This window comes from Hymenobacter aerilatus, assembly GCF_022921095.1.
GTDB lineage: Bacteria > Bacteroidota > Bacteroidia > Cytophagales > Hymenobacteraceae > Hymenobacter > Hymenobacter aerilatus.
This window is the reverse complement of sequence record NZ_CP095053.1, coordinates 106,872-123,192: the sequence shown is the minus strand read 5'-3', so window position 1 is coordinate 123,192 and position 16,321 is coordinate 106,872. Positions and strand designations below refer to the sequence as shown.

Annotated in this window: 18 protein-coding genes; 11 read left to right on the top strand and 7 right to left on the bottom strand. The window is 56.1% G+C overall.

Features of this window, described 5'->3' with window-relative positions; translation table 11 throughout:
• Positions 1–153 precede the first annotated feature (153 nt).
• The 6 genes from MUN82_RS00495 to MUN82_RS00470 all read left to right on the top strand — a co-directional run bounded on the left by MUN82_RS00495 (position 154) and on the right by MUN82_RS00470 (position 4,318).
• Complete coding sequence (locus tag MUN82_RS00495) at positions 154–540, top strand: hypothetical protein (RefSeq protein WP_245093888.1); 387 nt, start codon at positions 154–156, stop codon at positions 538–540.
• Between the two features lie 62 nt (positions 541–602).
• On the top strand, positions 603–1,001 hold the full coding sequence (locus MUN82_RS00490) for a lipocalin family protein (protein WP_245093886.1): 399 nt from the start codon (positions 603–605) through the stop codon (positions 999–1,001).
• 75 nt (positions 1,002–1,076) lie between these two features.
• A complete protein-coding gene (locus MUN82_RS00485) occupies positions 1,077–1,511 on the top strand; it encodes a hypothetical protein (RefSeq protein WP_245093884.1) in 435 nt (144 codons plus the stop codon).
• A gap of 92 nt (positions 1,512–1,603) precedes the next feature.
• Positions 1,604–2,014 carry an EVE domain-containing protein gene (locus MUN82_RS00480; RefSeq protein WP_245093882.1) on the top strand — a complete coding sequence of 137 codons (411 nt, stop codon included), beginning with the start codon at positions 1,604–1,606 and terminating at the stop codon, positions 2,012–2,014.
• Positions 2,015–2,196: 182 nt separating this feature from the next.
• Positions 2,197–3,717, top strand: coding sequence for a hypothetical protein (locus MUN82_RS00475; RefSeq protein WP_245093880.1), 1,521 nt, complete (start codon positions 2,197–2,199; stop codon positions 3,715–3,717).
• A gap of 43 nt (positions 3,718–3,760) precedes the next feature.
• Entirely contained in the window at positions 3,761–4,318 is a 558-nt protein-coding gene (locus MUN82_RS00470; protein ID WP_245093878.1) for a DUF4252 domain-containing protein, read from the top strand.
• Positions 4,319–4,386: 68 nt separating this feature from the next.
• Here the strand turns inward: MUN82_RS00470 and MUN82_RS00465 are convergent, their stop codons facing one another.
• The 3 genes from MUN82_RS00465 to MUN82_RS00455 all read right to left on the bottom strand — a co-directional run bounded on the left by MUN82_RS00465 (position 4,387) and on the right by MUN82_RS00455 (position 8,585).
• Positions 4,387–5,850 (bottom strand): OmpA family protein, encoded by a 1,464-nt coding sequence (locus MUN82_RS00465; RefSeq protein ID WP_245093876.1) that lies wholly within the window; start codon positions 5,848–5,850, stop codon positions 4,387–4,389.
• Positions 5,851–6,189: 339 nt separating this feature from the next.
• Positions 6,190–7,485, bottom strand: a complete 1,296-nt coding sequence (locus tag MUN82_RS00460) for an aminopeptidase P N-terminal domain-containing protein (RefSeq protein WP_245093875.1) — start codon at positions 7,483–7,485, stop codon at positions 6,190–6,192.
• A 92-nt stretch (positions 7,486–7,577) separates the two neighbouring features.
• A complete protein-coding gene (locus MUN82_RS00455) occupies positions 7,578–8,585 on the bottom strand; it encodes a glycosyltransferase family 9 protein (RefSeq protein ID WP_245093874.1) in 1,008 nt (335 codons plus the stop codon).
• Between the two features lie 109 nt (positions 8,586–8,694).
• On the opposite strand from MUN82_RS00455, the gene MUN82_RS00450 reads away from it, so the two are divergent.
• Positions 8,695–9,759 (top strand): glycosyltransferase family 9 protein, encoded by a 1,065-nt coding sequence (locus MUN82_RS00450; RefSeq protein WP_245093872.1) that lies wholly within the window; start codon positions 8,695–8,697, stop codon positions 9,757–9,759.
• A 166-nt stretch (positions 9,760–9,925) separates the two neighbouring features.
• Positions 9,926–11,158: a M16 family metallopeptidase gene (locus tag MUN82_RS00445; protein WP_245093870.1), complete on the top strand. Its 1,233-nt coding sequence runs from the start codon at positions 9,926–9,928 to the stop codon at positions 11,156–11,158.
• Between the two features lie 143 nt (positions 11,159–11,301).
• On the opposite strand, the gene MUN82_RS00440 is transcribed toward MUN82_RS00445, so the two are convergent.
• A complete protein-coding gene (locus MUN82_RS00440; protein WP_245093868.1) occupies positions 11,302–11,937 on the bottom strand; it encodes a hypothetical protein in 636 nt (211 codons plus the stop codon).
• Positions 11,938–12,046: 109 nt separating this feature from the next.
• Here MUN82_RS00440 and MUN82_RS00435 point away from each other — a divergent pair, with 109 nt between their 5' ends.
• Genes MUN82_RS00435 through MUN82_RS00425 form a run of 3 tightly spaced genes read left to right on the top strand, consistent with a single transcriptional unit; the run spans position 12,047 to position 13,950 of the window.
• Complete coding sequence (locus tag MUN82_RS00435) at positions 12,047–12,487, top strand: YDG/SRA domain-containing protein (protein WP_245093866.1); 441 nt, start codon at positions 12,047–12,049, stop codon at positions 12,485–12,487.
• Between the two features lie 54 nt (positions 12,488–12,541).
• Positions 12,542–13,315 carry a DUF4184 family protein gene (locus MUN82_RS00430; RefSeq protein ID WP_245093864.1) on the top strand — a complete coding sequence of 258 codons (774 nt, stop codon included), beginning with the start codon at positions 12,542–12,544 and terminating at the stop codon, positions 13,313–13,315.
• Positions 13,312–13,950 (top strand): O-methyltransferase, encoded by a 639-nt coding sequence (locus MUN82_RS00425; RefSeq protein WP_245093862.1) that lies wholly within the window; start codon positions 13,312–13,314, stop codon positions 13,948–13,950. The genes MUN82_RS00430 and MUN82_RS00425 overlap by 4 nt, the downstream gene beginning before the upstream one ends.
• 13 nt (positions 13,951–13,963) lie before the next feature.
• Here the strand turns inward: MUN82_RS00425 and MUN82_RS00420 are convergent, their stop codons facing one another.
• From MUN82_RS00420 to MUN82_RS00410, 3 genes are read right to left on the bottom strand one after another with little or no spacing between them, the layout of a single operon-like run.
• Positions 13,964–14,947, bottom strand: coding sequence for a glycosyltransferase family 2 protein (locus MUN82_RS00420; protein WP_245093860.1), 984 nt, complete (start codon positions 14,945–14,947; stop codon positions 13,964–13,966).
• Positions 14,937–15,590: an LbetaH domain-containing protein gene (locus tag MUN82_RS00415; protein WP_245093858.1), complete on the bottom strand. Its 654-nt coding sequence runs from the start codon at positions 15,588–15,590 to the stop codon at positions 14,937–14,939. Before MUN82_RS00415 ends, MUN82_RS00420 begins: the two co-directional genes overlap by 11 nt.
• Positions 15,587–16,297 carry a WbqC family protein gene (locus tag MUN82_RS00410; protein ID WP_245093856.1) on the bottom strand — a complete coding sequence of 237 codons (711 nt, stop codon included), beginning with the start codon at positions 16,295–16,297 and terminating at the stop codon, positions 15,587–15,589. The genes MUN82_RS00415 and MUN82_RS00410 overlap by 4 nt, the downstream gene beginning before the upstream one ends.
• Positions 16,298–16,321: the final 24 nt, after the last annotated feature.

Genomic DNA, 16,321 nt, shown 5'->3' with positions numbered 1-16,321 from the left:
GTAAAGATACGGGCAAACTGGTAGCTTACGCCCCGTTTTGCTTCAACAGACCTCTAGCGAGGTGGTTGCCGTATATACCGTTACGTACGTTTCAGACCAAGCGCTGCCCTGTTTGCAGCTCACGCCGTTTTCATTTTATTTGACTTGGGTACTATGCGCCTTTTTTCTCTCCTCGGTTTTCTGAGCATCCTGTTGCTGGCGTCTACATGCACGCGTTCCGACCTTAACCTGCGCAAGCTGGAGGGCACCTGGCTGCATGCCCACGAGGAAGATCAAGATGGCGTACTCGTTTACCGCCCAAACACCTATGCGTTTCCGCCCTCGCGGGGCCGCACCGGCTTCGCCTTCGACCGCGCAGGCTTGTTCACGCAGTACGACATTGCCCCCACCGATGGCCTGGAAGGCCACGAAGGCACCTGGAAAATGGATGGCGACCATATCGTGCTTGTCTCCTTTGAAGACAAACAGGAGCCGGAGTACCGTTTGGAAATCGTGTCTTTGGAAAATAATGTGCTGAAAGTGCGGCGGCTGGAGAAGTGACATGCAACGCTTGGCAAAGTGTGAGCCTCTTACTATCGTTCACATCTATATGTCCTATTCATATGCGTATTGCTGTACTTTTTGTTGGTTGCCTTCTTAGCCTACTCCTCGGTGCCTGCTCGAAAGACGACGATCCTACTGCTACCGAAATAGCTGACAAGTTAGAAGGTTCGTGGCTGTATTCTTATGAAGAAAGCCGGGATGATGTATGGATATACCGGCCCGAAACTTACGCGTTTCCGCCTTCGCGAGGCCGCACCGGCTTCGCCTTCGACCGTGCTGGCTTGTTCACCCAGTATGACATTGCCCCCACCGATGGTATATACAGCCGCCCGGGCACTTGGAAAATGGATGGCACCCACACCCTAATCATTTCCCTGGATAATCAACTGTCGCCAGATTATCGCTTAGAAATCGTGTCGCTGAAAAATAATGTCTTAAAAGTGCGGTACCTGCACTAGCGATTTGCAACGTGTTGGGCAAGATGTCGCTCTTCTTTACGTTACATCAATACCTATCTAGCTCTGCTACTATATATGCGCTTTTTCTTATTGCTCAGTTGCCTTTTATTCATCAGCCTAACCTTTGATGCCTGCTCCGCCGACGACGACAGCGTATCGCCGGAGGAAGTGAATTCGTATTTGCTTGGGCAACTGTGGCTAAACTCCTACGAGGCCCGGCCCGACGAAACGCCTACCTACCGCCCACAGGACTACGCCTGGGCCGAGCAGCCCGTGCGCTACAACATGCCCTTTGAGGGCGGCGATGGGTTTCGGTTTGAGAAAGACGGCACCTTGCTCTACATCGCGCCTGGGATTGGCCCTGGCCCTACCCGGCACCAAGGCGTGTGGTGGCAGAGCGATGATAAAACCATTTTCTACGTACACCTCAACGACAACTACCGGCCCGATTTCCAAATACAGATTACAGCGGCCAGCAGTGATTTGCTGCGCGCCCGCTACCTAAAATAGCAGTGCATACCCCGCCGAAGCGGCCTACCTGGTTCCAACTGGGTAGGCCGCTTTGTTATAAGTTTGTAGTTCTCATTTTCCGTTTGCTTTCTATGAACTACTGGCTCGTGAAGTCCGAACCCGAAAAATATTCCTGGCAGGACTTTCTACAAGAAGGCCGCACCGATTGGACCGGCGTGCGCAACTACCAGGCCCGCAACTTTTTGCAGCAGATGCAGCCTCAGGACTTGGTGCTGTTCTACCACAGCGTATCCGATAAGGAAGTGGTAGGCGTGGCCGAAGTGGTAGCCCCTGCCGCACCCGATGCTACGGCCGAAGCTGGCAGCTCATGGGTGGCCGTGGCCCTGGCCCCACGTGAGGCCCTACCCCAGCCTGTCTCGCTGGCCCAGATAAAGGCCGATGAGCGCCTGACTCAGATAGCCCTATTGCGTCAGTCGCGGCTATCCGTGATGCCGCTGCGCCCCGAGGAGTTCGACATCTTGCTGGCGTTGGGCGCTGGGTAGAGCTTTTTGCTTTTTAATGCTTCTAGTCGCCATCCTAGTCGGCCCTACTGTTGTGCGGGGCCGACTTTTTTTATGGAAAATAGCATCGATTGGCATCGGGTAGTAGTAAACCAACTCGTGGGCGCTGGCTTTTCTGGTTGATTTGTCGTAATTCTACCACTACGCTCTTTCTACACCTATCGATGAAGCTATTTTTACTACCCTTGCTCTGGTTGTGCATGGGCACAGCGCTGGCCGCCCAAGAGCCCACGCAGCCCGCCCGCCTGGAGTTGCCGCTAGATGCCTACAACAGCGAGGTCAGCATTCAGCCCCTACCCGCCGATAGCAGTGTGGTGCTGCTGGTGGAGCAGTTAAAACCTGGTGCCTATACAACTACTCTCAGCTTTCAGAAATACAACCATCAGCTGAGTCCCGTGTGGTCGTCGCCGCTGGAGGTGCCCAAGGGCTTTTCCTTCGACCGACTTACGGCCGATGGCATGCTGGTATACGCGCTTTTCAGGCACGACTTATTAGCCAAGCAGCTCTGGATAGCCGAGTTGGATGCCCAGACTGGGGCCGTGTATGCGCACATGTTTGAGGCCGAAGATGTGCGCTCCATCTACGACTTTCGAGTGCTGCGCGGGCAAGCCTTCCTGACGGTGATGGTTGAAAATCACCTCACCGCTTTGCTGCTGAATTTGCGGCGCAACCGCATTGGCTCGTTGCCCGCTATCTACGAGCAGCTGCCTACCAACTTCACCTTTTCCGTTGACCCACTGGCACACCGCGTCGACTTCATCAGCAGCCAGAGTAATGGCTACAAAACGCGCCTGCAAGTGAAAGAGCTGTCGGCCGAAGGTCAGCTGGTGCGCTCGGAGTTTGTGCAGGCCGAGAGCGACCGAAACCTGCTGATGGCCCAGCTCAGTCCTGGCTTCCGCGACCGGCTACTGCTGGGCACTTACAGCCTACGCGACACGCGCTACGCCCAGGGTTTGTTTGTAGCTGATCTGAACGAGGCGCCTACCCTCACCGGCAGCCGCCGCAGTCTGCGCTTCTACGACTTCCTAAACCTGAAGCACTTCTTTGATTTTGTGTCGCCAAAGCGGGCGGTACGGCTGAAAGTGCGCGGCGAGCAAATGCGCGCCACCAACCGCCACCTGCGCCTGCACTACCGCCTGCTCACGCACGAGCTGCTGCCTACCCCCGAGGGCTACGTACTGGTAGGCGAGGTGTACAATCAGCGCTTTCGCAACACGGTTCCCTACCAGCCCAACACGGGCATGCCGCTGGGGGCCTACAACAACACTGAGGGATACTACACCACGCACGCCATCGTTTGTGGATTCGACCGCCAAGGTAATCTATTGTGGGACAACACCTTTGTACTGCAAAATGCCCGCAGCTACGATCTGGTTGAAATGGTGCAGCTGCGTCCCCTACCCGGCGGCCGGCGCTTTGTTATGGCGTACCTGGATGAGTACCGCATTCGGTACAAGATTATCGACGGTGCCAACGCTTCTTCCAACGACCTGATGGTGCCTGTGCAAACCACCCTGGCCAACGCTAAAGAAAAAGCCAATAATGCTACCCAGCAGGGTATGCTGGCCTGGTATGGCAGCCGGTTTCTGGCCTTTGGCTACCAGCACATTCGGGGGGCTAATGGGGCCAGCCGCGACGTATATTTCCTGAATGCCGTGGCCTTTGACGGCACTACTGCGCAGTAAACAGCCGAAAAGGCAGTAGCGGAATTTGGCGCAATTTAGGCGCATGAAACGCTATGCCTTTTCCTTAGTAGCCGCCGTGGCGCTGCTGCTGAGTGGCTGCCGGGCCAGTGGCCCCGGCACGCCGGCCCGCACCGTGGCCGAATTTTTTCGCAAGTATGATGGCCGCCCTGGCTTTCGCACCATCGAGTGGTCGGCGGGCCTAACGACCCGGCTGCTGCTGGGCCGCCTGGGCAAGCTCGGCGGCGACAACGACTTAGCGCAGGCGCTTTCCTCCATTCGCAGCTGCAAGGTGCTGGCCTTCGCGCCTACCACCTCCAGTGCCCGCAGGCTCACCAACGAGGGCCTGACCCAGGAGGTGGATGGCTTATTGCAAAACGAGCGGTACACGCCCTTAGCCGTATCTGCCCCCGACAACAGCACGGCGCTACGCTACGCCATTCGGCAGCAGGGCGACCGGGTACAAGAAATGGTAGCTACCGGTCACCTCAACAACGCCCCTGACTCGTTTGTGCTAGTAGATGTCAGCGGCACCTTCACGCGGGCGCAGGCCGAGCGGCTGGCGGAGTTTCTACCCAATGTGGTGCGAGAAACGGCGCAGTAGTCATTTCCTATCAACACAAAAAAGGGCGAACCAGTGGTTCGCCCCTTTTGCTTTAGCGCAGCGCAGGATTAGGGTTGCGGCTGGCTAGGGATGTAGAATTCGAACTTGAACTCGGCGCGACGGTTCTTCGACATGTTGGCGCGCGAGGTGTTCGGAGCAGCCGGACGGCTCTCACCGAAACCTTCGGTTGGGATGCGGTTAGTGTCGATGCCTTTGCCGGTGAAGTAGGTCTTAGCCGACTCAGCACGACGCTCCGACAAGCCTTGGTTGTACTCATCCGTACCGCGGCTGTCAGCGTGGCCCGAGATGCGCAGGCTATACTCGGGGTGGTCTTGCAGCACTTTCACCATCTTATCGAGGGTAGTGTAAGAGCTACGCTGAATTACCGTGCTGTTGGTTTCGAAGCGGATGGGTTGCTCTAGTTTGCGGATTTCAGCTGGGATGGGCAGCGGGCAACCAGTAGAGTCAACCGTTACACCAGCTGGAGTGCCGGGGCACTTATCTACGTCGTCGTTCACGCCGTCGCCGTCAGAGTCTACTACTACTGGGCAGCCGGTTGCGTCAACCTGGGTACCAGCGGGAGTGTTGGGGCACTTGTCGTCTTTGTCGGGCACACCGTCACCGTCTGAGTCTGGGCAGCCGCGCAGAGCAGGCAGGCCGGGGGTATCGGGGCACTCGTCTTCCGAGTCACGCACGCCGTCACCGTCGCGGTCGGGGCAGCCTTCCAGCGAAGCTAGGCCCTTCTCGTCGGGGCACTTATCTTGGTAATCTGGTACACCGTCGCCGTCGCGGTCAAGTGGGCAGCCATTCTCGTCTACAGCTACGCCAGCAGGCGTGTCGGGGCATTTGTCTTTACGGTCTGGTACACCGTCGCCGTCTGTGTCCTTGGCTTTGCCGAAAGCAATGTTCAGACCAGCAGAGTGTTGTAGGAAGCGGTCATCCCAGCCGTCGCTGTCGCCACCCGTGCTACCATCGAAGTTAGCTTTGTAGCCTACTACCTGCGAGGTCTGCACGAAGATGCCGATGTTGTCGCTGATACGGAAGTTGATACCCAGGCCTGCTTGACCAGCAAATTTCGTTTCGTCTTTGTTGATGTTAGACGTTACGTTGTTAGCACGGTACTGACCTTCGCGGCTGTAGAAGAGGACACCGGGCGCTACTAAGATGTAGGGCTGAATGAACGCATCTTCCTTCAGTGCCCAGCCGTTGTTCAGCATCAGCTTGATCGGCACATTAGCGCTTACCACGTTGGTAGCGAAAGAGCTAGCGCCAACCGTTTTCTTCAGCTCAGCATAGCTACCCTGCAAACCAATGCTCAGACCGGGAGCAATGTACTGGTTGATAGAAATGCCAGGGCCCCACTTAGAGCGGCTGAAGTCCCAGTAATCGGAGCCCAGATTGCCTTTGTACTGGAAAGCATTGGCCGATAGACCAACCACCGTCTTGTGGTCGGAGGTCTGCGCCTGGGCTTTGGGGGCGGCTGCGAACATGGCTAGTCCGAGTGCCGCCGTTGTGGTTAAAAGGTGTCTCATACAAGAGAAAAAATTGGGTAAAACTTGTAGTAGATCCGCTCAATATGGGAGAGAGCATGAGGCGGAATATGCTGCCTATACCGTTCCAGGCAGAATAAAGTTGTAGCAGGCATGTACTCGACTACCTATAGGCTACACCTATTCACTACCCTACAAAGCCCATTTTCAAGCAAATCGGCCGCATTTTAGGCCTAAAATCCCAGCATAAAAAAATATATTTTATTCATTGAATATAACAAACAGAGCCTCAGAAGCTCTGGTCCGAAATTAAAATTCCCGCCCTGCTACACGTTGGCAGCAGGGCGGGAATTTTGGCGGATTCTTGTAACGGCGCCGAATTTAGCGGCTGGCTTGCATCAGGCGCTCAATATCATCGGCTTCCAGCGGGATGTTTTTCATCAGGTCATCATTGCCGGTTTCGGTGATGAGAATATCGTTTTCGAGGCGTATGCCAAGCCCCTCTTCCCGGATGTAAATACCCGGTTCGCAGGTGTACACCATACCCGGCTCAAACACCCGGTATTTGTCGCCTACATCGTGCACATCGAGGCCGAGGTAGTGGGAAGTACCGTGCATGAAGTATTTTTTATACAAAGGCGCAGCGGGGTCCTGGTTCTTCACGTCGTTGGCGTTAAGCAAATCCAGCTTGATCAGCTCCTGCTCCATATGGCGCCCCACGGCAGCATGGTAGTCCTCAATGTTGTTGCCGGCTACTAGCTGCGAAGTCGCGAACTTCATCACGCTGAGCACGGCCTCATACACGTCGCGCTGACGCTTGGTGAACTTGCCATTGACGGGGATAGAACGCGACAAATCGGCGGCGTAGTTGGCGTACTCGGCCCCAAAGTCCAGCAACAGTACGTCGCCGTCCTTGCACTCGCGCTCGTTGCTGACGTAGTGCAGGATACAAGCGTTTTCGCCCGAGGCGATGATGCTGCTATAAGCCGGTCCGCGGGAGCCGTGGCGCAGAAACTCGTGGAAGATTTCGGCCTCAATCTCGTATTCCATCACACCGGGCTTCACAAAGCCCAGCAAGCGACGGAACGCTTTATCAGTGATATCAGCAGCCTTACGCATCAGCCGGATTTCTTCCTGGCTCTTGATGGCGCGCAATTGGTGCATGAGCGGCGCCACGCGGCGGTACTGGTGCAGAGGGTAGGCCTCGCGCAGCCATTTGCCAAAACGGGCATCGCGGGTTTCCACCTCTACCACCGCCCGAATGTGCTCGTTGCTATTCAAATACACGTTTTCAGCTTCGTTCATCAGTGCTGGCAGCACCGATTTAAACGAGTCAAGCCACATAATGGTAGGCACTCCCGACTGCTGGCGGGCCTGGTCTTTGGTGAGCTTATAGCCTTCCCACACCAAAATATGCTCGCTGGTTTCGCGCAGAAACAGGATTTCGCGGTACTGCGGCAGCTTGGCATCCGGAAAAATCACCAGAATGCTTTCCTCCTGATCGCCCCCGGAGAGGTAGAACAAATCGTTGTTTTGCCGAAACGCCATAGTACCATCGGCATTCGTGGGCATGATGTCGTTGGCATTGAAAATAGCCAGCGATGCTGGGGGTAGCAACTTCTTGAAACGGCGGCGGTTTTCGGTGAACAGCTGTGGGTCGATGGGGCCGTAGCGCATGGAAGGACAGGTATAGAAGATGAGGGCGACGCCAAAACGGCGCCGCAGCAAGTTAACAGATTGAACCGGCGATTGTCCTAAAAAGCCACTTCCTATCCCACCAGCAAGCGCTGCACGGTGGCTACCAGCTGGGCTTCGTCGAGGTGAGTGAGGCAGGGTGGGGCGTCGCCGAAACGGCACTGGTTGCGCTGGCAGCCCCCGCACGGCACCGGGCCGGGCGCCCGCACCACGGCTGCCCGCGCTGAGTGGTAGGGCCCCGTATTATGCTCATTGCCCGGCCCAAAGCACACCACTACCGGCGTGCCCAAGGCGTTGGCCACGTGCACCGGCCCCGAATCGGTGGAAAACAGCAGCGGGGCCGCACCTAACAGCGCCACTAGGCCCGGCAGGTCGGTGGTGCCGGCCAGGTTGAGCACGCCCTCTCGCTCGGTGACTGGCAGCATCGCCACGATATCCTCATTACGGGCTTGCTCGCGACGGCTCCCAAGCAGCCCTACCCGCTTACCTGGCGCTACCTGCCGCATGGCCCGAATCAGCTCGGCGGCTTTGGCTTCGGGCATACGGCGGGCCTGCGCTTCGGAATTGAAATTGAGCAGTAAGGGCGGTGCGGGCGCGTCAGTAGGCAGCGGCAAAGCTTGCAGGCGCACGTCGCCGGTGCGGGGGGCTGGTGGGTGGGGTAGCAACGCCAAGTACTGGTCGGCGCGGTGCTGACTGGGTTGTAGCTGATGCATGTGCGTGAGCAACAAGCCCCGACCATCGGTGGCGTACCCCACCCGCTGCCGGGCGCCACTGCCCAGGCCTAACAGCGCTGCAGAGAAAGAGTTGGGCAGGGTATAGTAGGCAGCAAATGGGCCGTGCTGCCGCCGCAGCCAGTGGCCAAAACACCACGCTCCCACTGGTCCCCGCCACTCCGTCTTGCTGAACGGGTGCACCGTAGCCACCATACCAGCAGGCAACAGCAACGGCACCAGTGGCGCCAACTCAGCCTTCGTGACGAAGTGCAGGTGAGCCGAGGGATAGCGCTGATGCAGGGCGCGCACAAAACCAGCGCTCATCACCACATCACCCAACCAGTTTGGAAGCCGAACAAGAACACGCATAGCCTGGCAATGTTACGGGATTATAGGGAGAGGAATAAAATTCGGCCAGCATTTTGCATTATACCAATAAATACGTTTTTCTTATCAGTTGGCTTTTTCCAATATAGCGATGCTGACCACCCGCCCTACCCTACTTATTCAAACTGGTTCGCTAACCGATGTCATTCTACTCACAGCACTTATAGAGCAGCTGCGTATTGTTGATCCAACCAGTGTTTTAGACGTACTCATACAGCAGGAACACAGCAGCATACTACAAAATCATCCTTCTATAAATCAAATAATTACAGTAGAAAAACCACAAATCAAACTTCCCGTTGCCCATCAGTTGCTGCGGCAGATTCGGGCAGCTAACTATCATCGGGTCATCAACTTACAGTCCTCTACTGCTACGGGCTTGCTAACGGCTTTTTCGGGCGCTGAAGAGAGAATAGGATTTACTAAAAATCCGCTATCAACAGGCTTTACCCGGTCTGCCACATATTTCATTGCTTCTGATACGCACGAGGTAGCGCGTAACATGCAACTGCTTGCTTTACCCGATTATACGCCCCTCACGTTGCCGCGCCTCTACCCCACTTTTGCTGACATGGAGGCGGTTATGCCCTATAAGTTGGTAGGCGACTACCTATGCCTGGCGCCCGGCGCCGACCAGCGTACCCGGCAGTTGCCTACGGAGCAGTGGCTGAAGCTGCTGGCCGTCCTACCCGCCCGTTACACAGTATACCTAGTAGGCACTTCTGCCGATGCTGCTGTGTGCGCAGAGCTAGCAACGCGTAGCCACCGGTCAGGAGTCGTTAATCTGGCTGGGCAATTATCGGTACTGGCTACGGCGGCGCTGCTGCGTGGGGCCGTGCTCAACTACGTACTCGATTCGGCAATGCTGCACCTGTGCTCGGCAGTGGCAGCGCCTACCTGCGCCGTGTACTGCTCCACGTCGCCCACTTTCGGCTTTGGGCCGCTTAGCCCCCAGGCCTGGATAGTGGAAACCGCAGCATCACTCGAGTGCCGCTCCTGCGATGTGACGGGATATGCCCAATGTCCACTCACGCATTTTCTATGCGGCCGGGGCATCGGCACGGCCCAGTTGCTGGCACCTCTAGCCGAAGCAGAACAACTCCAGCGCCTAGCCGCACCGCCGAAAGAGGTGTATCGCGAGCTGATGCGGGCGTAGCACTACGGCTTCTTTCGCGGGCTTTTGTTGCTCTTTTCGTACGTTGCCCTCGCGCAGCACGTACCTTTGCAACTACGCACCGGGCTTGGCTGTTATAGTAGCCCGGCCGGCCTCTACCCCGGTCCGCCGGGGTTCTGCTTTTCTACTTCTCTGCTTTTCCCGACGAATGCTCGACTACGATTTGCTTGAACTGCCCAACGGCATTCGAGTACTGCATAAACAGGTACCCCACACTAAAATTGCGCACTGCGGCTTTCTGCTGGACATTGGCTCGCGCGACGAGCGTCCCGAACAGCAGGGCCTGGCGCACTTCTGGGAACACATGGCGTTCAAAGGCACCGAGCGCCGCAAAAGCTTCCACATTCTCAACCGTTTGGAGACGGTGGGCGGTGAGCTGAATGCCTACACAACCAAGGAAAAAATCTGCTTCTACGCGTCGCTGCTCAGCACGCACTTCGAGCGGGCCTTTGAACTGCTGACTGACCTAACCTTTCATTCCGTTTTTCCAGAAAAGGAAATCGAGAAGGAGCGAGGCGTGATTCTAGAAGAAATGTCGATGTATCTCGACGCGCCCGACGACGCCATCATCGATGATTTTGATGAGGTAATTTTCGGCCAGCACGCCCTGGGGCACAACATTCTGGGCACGCGCCAAAGCGTAAGTGGCTTTCAGCAGGCCGATTTTCGGCAGTTCCTGACTGAAAACGTACGCACCGACCGGTTGGTATTCAGCTCGGTGAGCAACCTGCCGTTTAAGGAGGTAAAGCGCCTGGCCGAAAAATACCTCGCGCCCCTACCCGCCCGCCTGGGCGACCGGCCCCGCACTGCCTTTGCCGGCTACCAGCGCCGCGAATTGCTGGAGCGCAAGCCCATCACGCAGGCACACTGCCTCATCGGCGGCCCCGCCTATGCCATTGACGACGCCCGCCGGATTCCGTTTTTCCTGCTCAACAACGTGCTGGGCGGCCCCGGCATGAACTCACGCCTGAACCTAGGTGTGCGCGAAAAGTTTGGTCTGGTCTACGCTATCGACTCCACCTACTCGCCCTACACCGATACTGGCATGTTTGGTATCTATTTCGGCACCGAGAAAAAGCAGGTCAATCGCACCATTGGCTTGGTGCAGAAGGAATTGAAGAAGCTGCGCGAGAAGCCACTTGGTGGCTTGCAGCTACACACGGCCAAGGAGCAGCTAATGGGCCAGCTGGCCATGGCCGAAGAAAGCAACGGCGGCCTGATGCAGCTCCTCGCCAAAAGCACCCTGGACCTGAACCGCGTAGAGCCCATCACCGAAATCTTTGATCGGGTACGCACCATCACCGCTACCGAGCTGCTGGATATGGCCAACGACGTGCTGCGGGAAGATAATTTGAGCGTCTTGCAGTACGTGCCGGAATAAGGTGAGTAGTGGGTAATCCTACGGCTGTTATCCTGAGCAGAGCGAAGGACCTTCTCACACTAGGACAACACTAGGAAGAACGCCCTACGGTGCACTCATTCAGCCTTGCTAAGTGAGTGCACCGTAGGGCGTTCTTCCTACATCTATTTCTTCGCTAAAGTAGCTTCGCCGTAAGCGACAAACATCCTCGCTTCTGGATATGCTACGTGGATCAACCCGTCGTTTAGGTGACAATGTATTTTTCCTACCTGGAAGGGCGTTCTGGATCGGCGGGTTATAGGCTGAAAATAATATTGATCAAAAAAGATAATCCTGTCGTGCTGGCGTTTGATAAATAGTAAATCAAATGTGTAATATAAATCCCAATTTGTACGGCTCACGACGTAGTGACTTGGGTTACGCTGAGGTTGCCGCCGAAACGTTATAGCCTTTTTGCGTTGCTGTACTGCTTTTTGTACATCTGCATTTTGTAACAATTGTTGAGCATCAAAATATAGTGTGTCACCTTGCCCTCTGCAATAATGCGCTAAAAACTGTGTAGCACGCGGGTACTGTAGTTGTCCTCCCAAAAGAAGCAGTCGATAGAGCGTTTTTAGGGCTAATCGGTCAAATGTCGTCGTACGTTTTGTAAGGGCACGAGCTTCAACACTATTAAGAAGATACTGTGTGACTCCAGCGTCACCAGTTATGAATACAACTACCAGAATAGAAGATAGAATTATGCAGCCAGTCAGAACGCCGGTACTAAGTACTTTTCGTAAACTAAATCTACGTTTCATATCTACCGTGCAATATCACAGACAACACCAATAAGCAATTGACAAAGATTATAATAGTGCAATATTCGCAACATAGCAATCTAATTCAAAACTCGCTCAACCACTCTTTATGCCCATCTTCGGCCACATCGCTTCTTACCGGCCGGGCGACTTATTTGAGAACCGCTTAGCGTTGGCGTTATCTGGAATGCACCGGCCGAGGCGAGCCGGTGTGAGCGGCACGCAGGCCGAGGGTGCCGACTCGATTGTACTAGCTGGCGCGTACGAGGATGATGAGTTTGGTGAGGATGAAATCATCTATTCTGGCAGTGGTGGGCGCGACCTACGTACGGGTCGGCAGGTGACTAACCAGGAAATGATAGGGCGCAATTTGGCATTGCGCCGCAGCCAGGAAACCGGCCAGCCCGTGCGCGTGCTGCAGAAGGTGAGGCACGAGGGTAGGGAGCTGTTTCGCTACGAGGGATTGTTCCGGGTCACAAAGCATTATTTTGCGCAGGGCAAGGCTGGTTTTCAGGTGCTGCTCTTTCATTTGGTACCGCTCTCTACCTGATTGCGTGTTACTTTGCGGGCTTACTGCAGTCTAGCTGCCCTACCCTTCGCGCGTATGCCGTTCACCCTTGCTCACCCGGCCATTATCGTACCGCTGCTGTATAAAGGCCGCCGCTGGCTGTCGGCTACAGGCCTGATTTTGGGCAGCATGTCGCCCGATTTCGAGTATTTTCTGCGGCTACGACCCGGTGGCGGCTTTGGCCATTCTGTGGCTGGTATATTTCAGCTTGACTTGCCCCTGGCCCTAATACTTACTGGCCTATTTCACGGGTTGGTGAAACGGCCGTTAGTTCGCAGCATGCCGGTATTTTTGCGGCGACGGTTTGGACGCTTTGCGACTCAACGCTGGCCGCTGAGCAACCTATGGAGCCCGCGCTTGCTGCTGGCCATCATCATTGGTGCCGGTTCGCACCTAGTTTGGGATGGTGTGACGCACACGCGGGGCCGCATCGCCCACCAGCTGCCTTTTTTGGTTGACACCGTGCACAACCGGCCGCTATTCGTATGGTTGCAATACGGCTCGTCGTTGGTGGGGCTTTTAATTATGCTGTGGTTTGTGTGGCAGTTGCCCGTCATGCAGCGGCCACCCCGCGTTTCTACCCGCCAGCAAGCTATCTTCTGGCTACTCACTGCCGCGCTGTTTAGCGTGTTTCTGCTACTTTTTGTTCAGTATATCCAGTATCGTTACCCGGTAGGCTATGGGTATCTGACTGCCACCGCTGTGAGCAGCATCAGCGCAAGCGTGCTGGCGGTGGTGCTTACCTCAGCCTTTGTGCGGCTGCTCCGCCACGACTGGCCCACTGAGCAAGCCGCTTCTTCTCCTTCATGACCGACGAAACCGACTTCTACGCCGAAGCACATACCTCCCCCGAAACGCCACTACTGGCCCGTCTCAACCGCGAAACGCACGTGCAGGTGCTGGCTCCCCGGATGCTGTCGGGCCATCTGCAGGGGCGGCTATTGAGCATGCTCAGCCACATGATCCAGCCGCGGCGGGTGCTGGAGTTGGGCACGTTTACGGGCTACTCGGCCCTGTGCCTAGCCGAAGGCCTGCCCACCAACGGTGAGCTGCACACCGTGGAGCAAAACCCAGAGCTGGAAACCCGCATCCGCCGCTATGTAGTTGAAGCGGGCCTTGCCGACCGGGTGTACCTGCACATCGGGAAGGCGCTGGAAATAATCCCTACCCTACCCGGTGCGTGGGATATGGTATTCATTGACGCCGATAAAATCAACAACGATGCCTACTACGAGCTGGTGCTGCCGCAGGTGCGGCCGGGCGGTTTTATCCTAATCGACAACGTATTCTGGAGCGGCAAGGTCCTACCCTCCTACCCCATCAAGGCCGGCGATAAGGACGCCTGGGCCGTGCGCGCCTTCAACGACAAAGTGCAGCAGGATGAGCGGGTGGAAAACGTGTTCCTACCCCTGCGCGACGGGCTTTTGTTAGTGCGCAAGCGGTAGAAACCAACGTAGGTTATTTACCTTCTGCCCAAGGTTGTCGCCGGGCGCGCGCTTTAAACAGCCGCGGACTTGTGGCCGTCAGATACATCTGCGTGTATCGGTAGTGGAACAGGCCAGGGTGACGAAAACGAACCAATAGTTCTTTATTGAATTGAAAGCAGCATTGCGCGTAGTGGCGATACTTCGGGTAGTCGCCATCCTGTAGGGCCAGTTGCGTGAGCTGGTAGCGAAACCACTTCAGAATCGGGTTTATTTCCTTGCTGTATTGGTACTGAAAGTGCCCGTTGATGCCCGTATACAGTTCAATCATTCGCTCCCAGTAGCGGTAGCCGTGCAGCAGGTTGGTGGCGCCGCCATCGTGGCGGCGGTACACGGCCATCACGCCCGGCAGCCGCTTCAGCTGCCCAAACGACCCTAGCAGAATAAAGAACGGCGTATCGCCTACTACTGCGTTGCGCAGCCACTCCGGGTACTCAGTGAAGAGGTGGTTGCGGAACACCACAGACGCCGTCGGGATAATCCACTTGCCAATCAGGTCCGGAATGGCGTAGTCGGTTTTGGTGTAGTCATGAAACAGCTCCATTTCCCGGTCTGGTTGCTGCTCAAACTTCATCCAGCAATTGTGGAAGCACAGCACGTAGTCCGGGTGCGCATCCAGAAAGTCTACCTGCTGCTGGAGCTTGGTGGGGTCGGTCCAGTAGTCGTCGCCCTCGCAGAACGCAATGTATTTGCCGGTGCAGGCTTCGCGGGCCAAGCGGGCGTTGGCCTGCGCGCCCACGTTTTGCGCGTGCAACAGCAGCTTAATAGTATCAGGGTAGCGCGCTTGGTACTCCTGGCAAATCTGGCGGGTGTTGTCGGGGCTGCAATCCTCCCCAATTACCACTTCAAAGGGGAAGGACGTCTTCTGGGCCATAATCCCATCCAAACACTCCCGCAGGAAGGGACCGTGATTGTAGGTGATGACCCGCACGCTTACCAGCGGCACCTCACTGTGCATTGCGTAGCATTTTAGCTGGGTTGCCCGCCCAGATTTCCAGCTCGCCTACATCCTTCAGCAGCACACTGCCCATGGCCAGGGTAGAGTAGTTGCCGATGGTCAAGAACTCCCGCACCGTGGCGTTCATGCTGATGTGCACGCCCTCACCTACCTGTAAGTTGGAGCCCGAGCAGGAGCCCGCCGCCACAAACGTGTGGGCACCAATGGTGCAGTTGTGGCTAACAATGGCTCCAATCATCACACGGGTGCACTTGCCCAGCTTCACGCTGGTCGAAATGATGGCGTGGGGCATCACCACGCACCCCGGCCCCAGCTCCACGTTAGCGGCGATGTAGGCCGTTGGGTGCACGAAGGTAGCCAGCCGGTCGTCCGGTATGTTCAGAGACTCGAACAGCGCAATCCGCTCCCGCTGCCCATCTATCTTGTAAATCGTGTTCAGGAAGTAATAGCCCTCCTCCAGCAGCCGCGGAATATCCTGTAGCCCACCCTTCACGGGGTAGCCTTCTATTGCTTCGCAACCGTCCCGGTCATTTACGTAGCCGCAAAACTGGTATTCCTGGCTACCCCGCTGTGCCGCATCCAGTATGGCATTGCCGATAACGGAGGCATTGCCCTGCCCACCTAGTATTAGTACGTTTTTCATAGGAGTTCGTAGTCTTGTAAAAAGGCTGTAACTGTCTCTTTCTCATTGTACATTAGCACATCCAGGATGGAAAGCCAGGGCACAAACCCGTTGTCTGGCACAGGTTGCACGTACCGGATGGGTAGGGACTTCACGAAGTGCAGCGCGATGCCGTGCTCAGCAAAAAACTCTTTGGTGTAGAGCGCTTCGCCGCCAATGGGGTTCAGGTACTGGTCGCCGCCCTCCTGCTGCACAATGTCTACTAAGCGGGTGCCTTTGCTAAGGTGGGTGTTTTCGTAAGGCCGCTGCGAGCTGGTGACAATCGGCGTATCAATGCCGAGGTAGGCGCACACGTCCTGGATACTTTGGGTGGCTACCTCAGCAATGGTAGTGGGGCCGCTACCCTCCAACACGCGTTGCACCAGCGGGTAGACCCGCTTAAAAAACGGCGCTTTCCGGTAGGCCGTTTCCATGGTCAGGCGCACTTTGCGCACCTCTTTGCTCGCCCAGTCCACCTTTACCTCGTTGATGAGCTTGTTCTGGCTGGCATTCAGGCAGGGTAGCGTAAATAAGTGCTCGGCCCCGTGCAGTAGAATGCGGTTACGGTTGATCCAGCCTTTTTTGATGTAATGCACATCATCATACACCACGAATAAGTCGGCCGCCGCCAGCAGCTGGAAGTACCCGATGTAGGGGAATAAGTATGGCTGCATAATGGCGACTTTCATAGGCTAGACTGGGTTTGGGCTGGG

Excerpts from the sequence above, each read along its gene's own strand:
- MUN82_RS00410 (WP_245093856.1), bottom strand. The coding sequence starts at position 16,297 with ATGAAAGTCGCCATTATGCAGCCATACTTATTCCCCTACATCGGGTAC.
- MUN82_RS00480 (WP_245093882.1), top strand. The coding sequence starts at position 1,604 with ATGAACTACTGGCTCGTGAAGTCCGAACCCGAAAAATATTCCTGGCAG.
- MUN82_RS00445 (WP_245093870.1), top strand. The coding sequence starts at position 9,926 with ATGCTCGACTACGATTTGCTTGAACTGCCCAACGGCATTCGAGTACTG.
- MUN82_RS00495 (WP_245093888.1), top strand. The coding sequence starts at position 154 with ATGCGCCTTTTTTCTCTCCTCGGTTTTCTGAGCATCCTGTTGCTGGCG.
- MUN82_RS00455 (WP_245093874.1), bottom strand. The coding sequence starts at position 8,585 with ATGCGTGTTCTTGTTCGGCTTCCAAACTGGTTGGGTGATGTGGTGATG.
- MUN82_RS00430 (WP_245093864.1), top strand. The coding sequence starts at position 12,542 with ATGCCGTTCACCCTTGCTCACCCGGCCATTATCGTACCGCTGCTGTAT.
- MUN82_RS00465 (WP_245093876.1), bottom strand. The coding sequence starts at position 5,850 with ATGAGACACCTTTTAACCACAACGGCGGCACTCGGACTAGCCATGTTC.
- MUN82_RS00470 (WP_245093878.1), top strand. The coding sequence starts at position 3,761 with ATGAAACGCTATGCCTTTTCCTTAGTAGCCGCCGTGGCGCTGCTGCTG.
- MUN82_RS00425 (WP_245093862.1), top strand. The coding sequence starts at position 13,312 with ATGACCGACGAAACCGACTTCTACGCCGAAGCACATACCTCCCCCGAA.
- MUN82_RS00415 (WP_245093858.1), bottom strand. The coding sequence starts at position 15,590 with ATGAAAAACGTACTAATACTAGGTGGGCAGGGCAATGCCTCCGTTATC.
- MUN82_RS00490 (WP_245093886.1), top strand. The coding sequence starts at position 603 with ATGCGTATTGCTGTACTTTTTGTTGGTTGCCTTCTTAGCCTACTCCTC.
- MUN82_RS00475 (WP_245093880.1), top strand. The coding sequence starts at position 2,197 with ATGAAGCTATTTTTACTACCCTTGCTCTGGTTGTGCATGGGCACAGCG.
- MUN82_RS00435 (WP_245093866.1), top strand. The coding sequence starts at position 12,047 with ATGCCCATCTTCGGCCACATCGCTTCTTACCGGCCGGGCGACTTATTT.
- MUN82_RS00450 (WP_245093872.1), top strand. The coding sequence starts at position 8,695 with ATGCTGACCACCCGCCCTACCCTACTTATTCAAACTGGTTCGCTAACC.
- MUN82_RS00440 (WP_245093868.1), bottom strand. The coding sequence starts at position 11,937 with ATGAAACGTAGATTTAGTTTACGAAAAGTACTTAGTACCGGCGTTCTG.
- MUN82_RS00485 (WP_245093884.1), top strand. The coding sequence starts at position 1,077 with ATGCGCTTTTTCTTATTGCTCAGTTGCCTTTTATTCATCAGCCTAACC.
- MUN82_RS00460 (WP_245093875.1), bottom strand. The coding sequence starts at position 7,485 with ATGCGCTACGGCCCCATCGACCCACAGCTGTTCACCGAAAACCGCCGC.
- MUN82_RS00420 (WP_245093860.1), bottom strand. The coding sequence starts at position 14,947 with ATGCACAGTGAGGTGCCGCTGGTAAGCGTGCGGGTCATCACCTACAAT.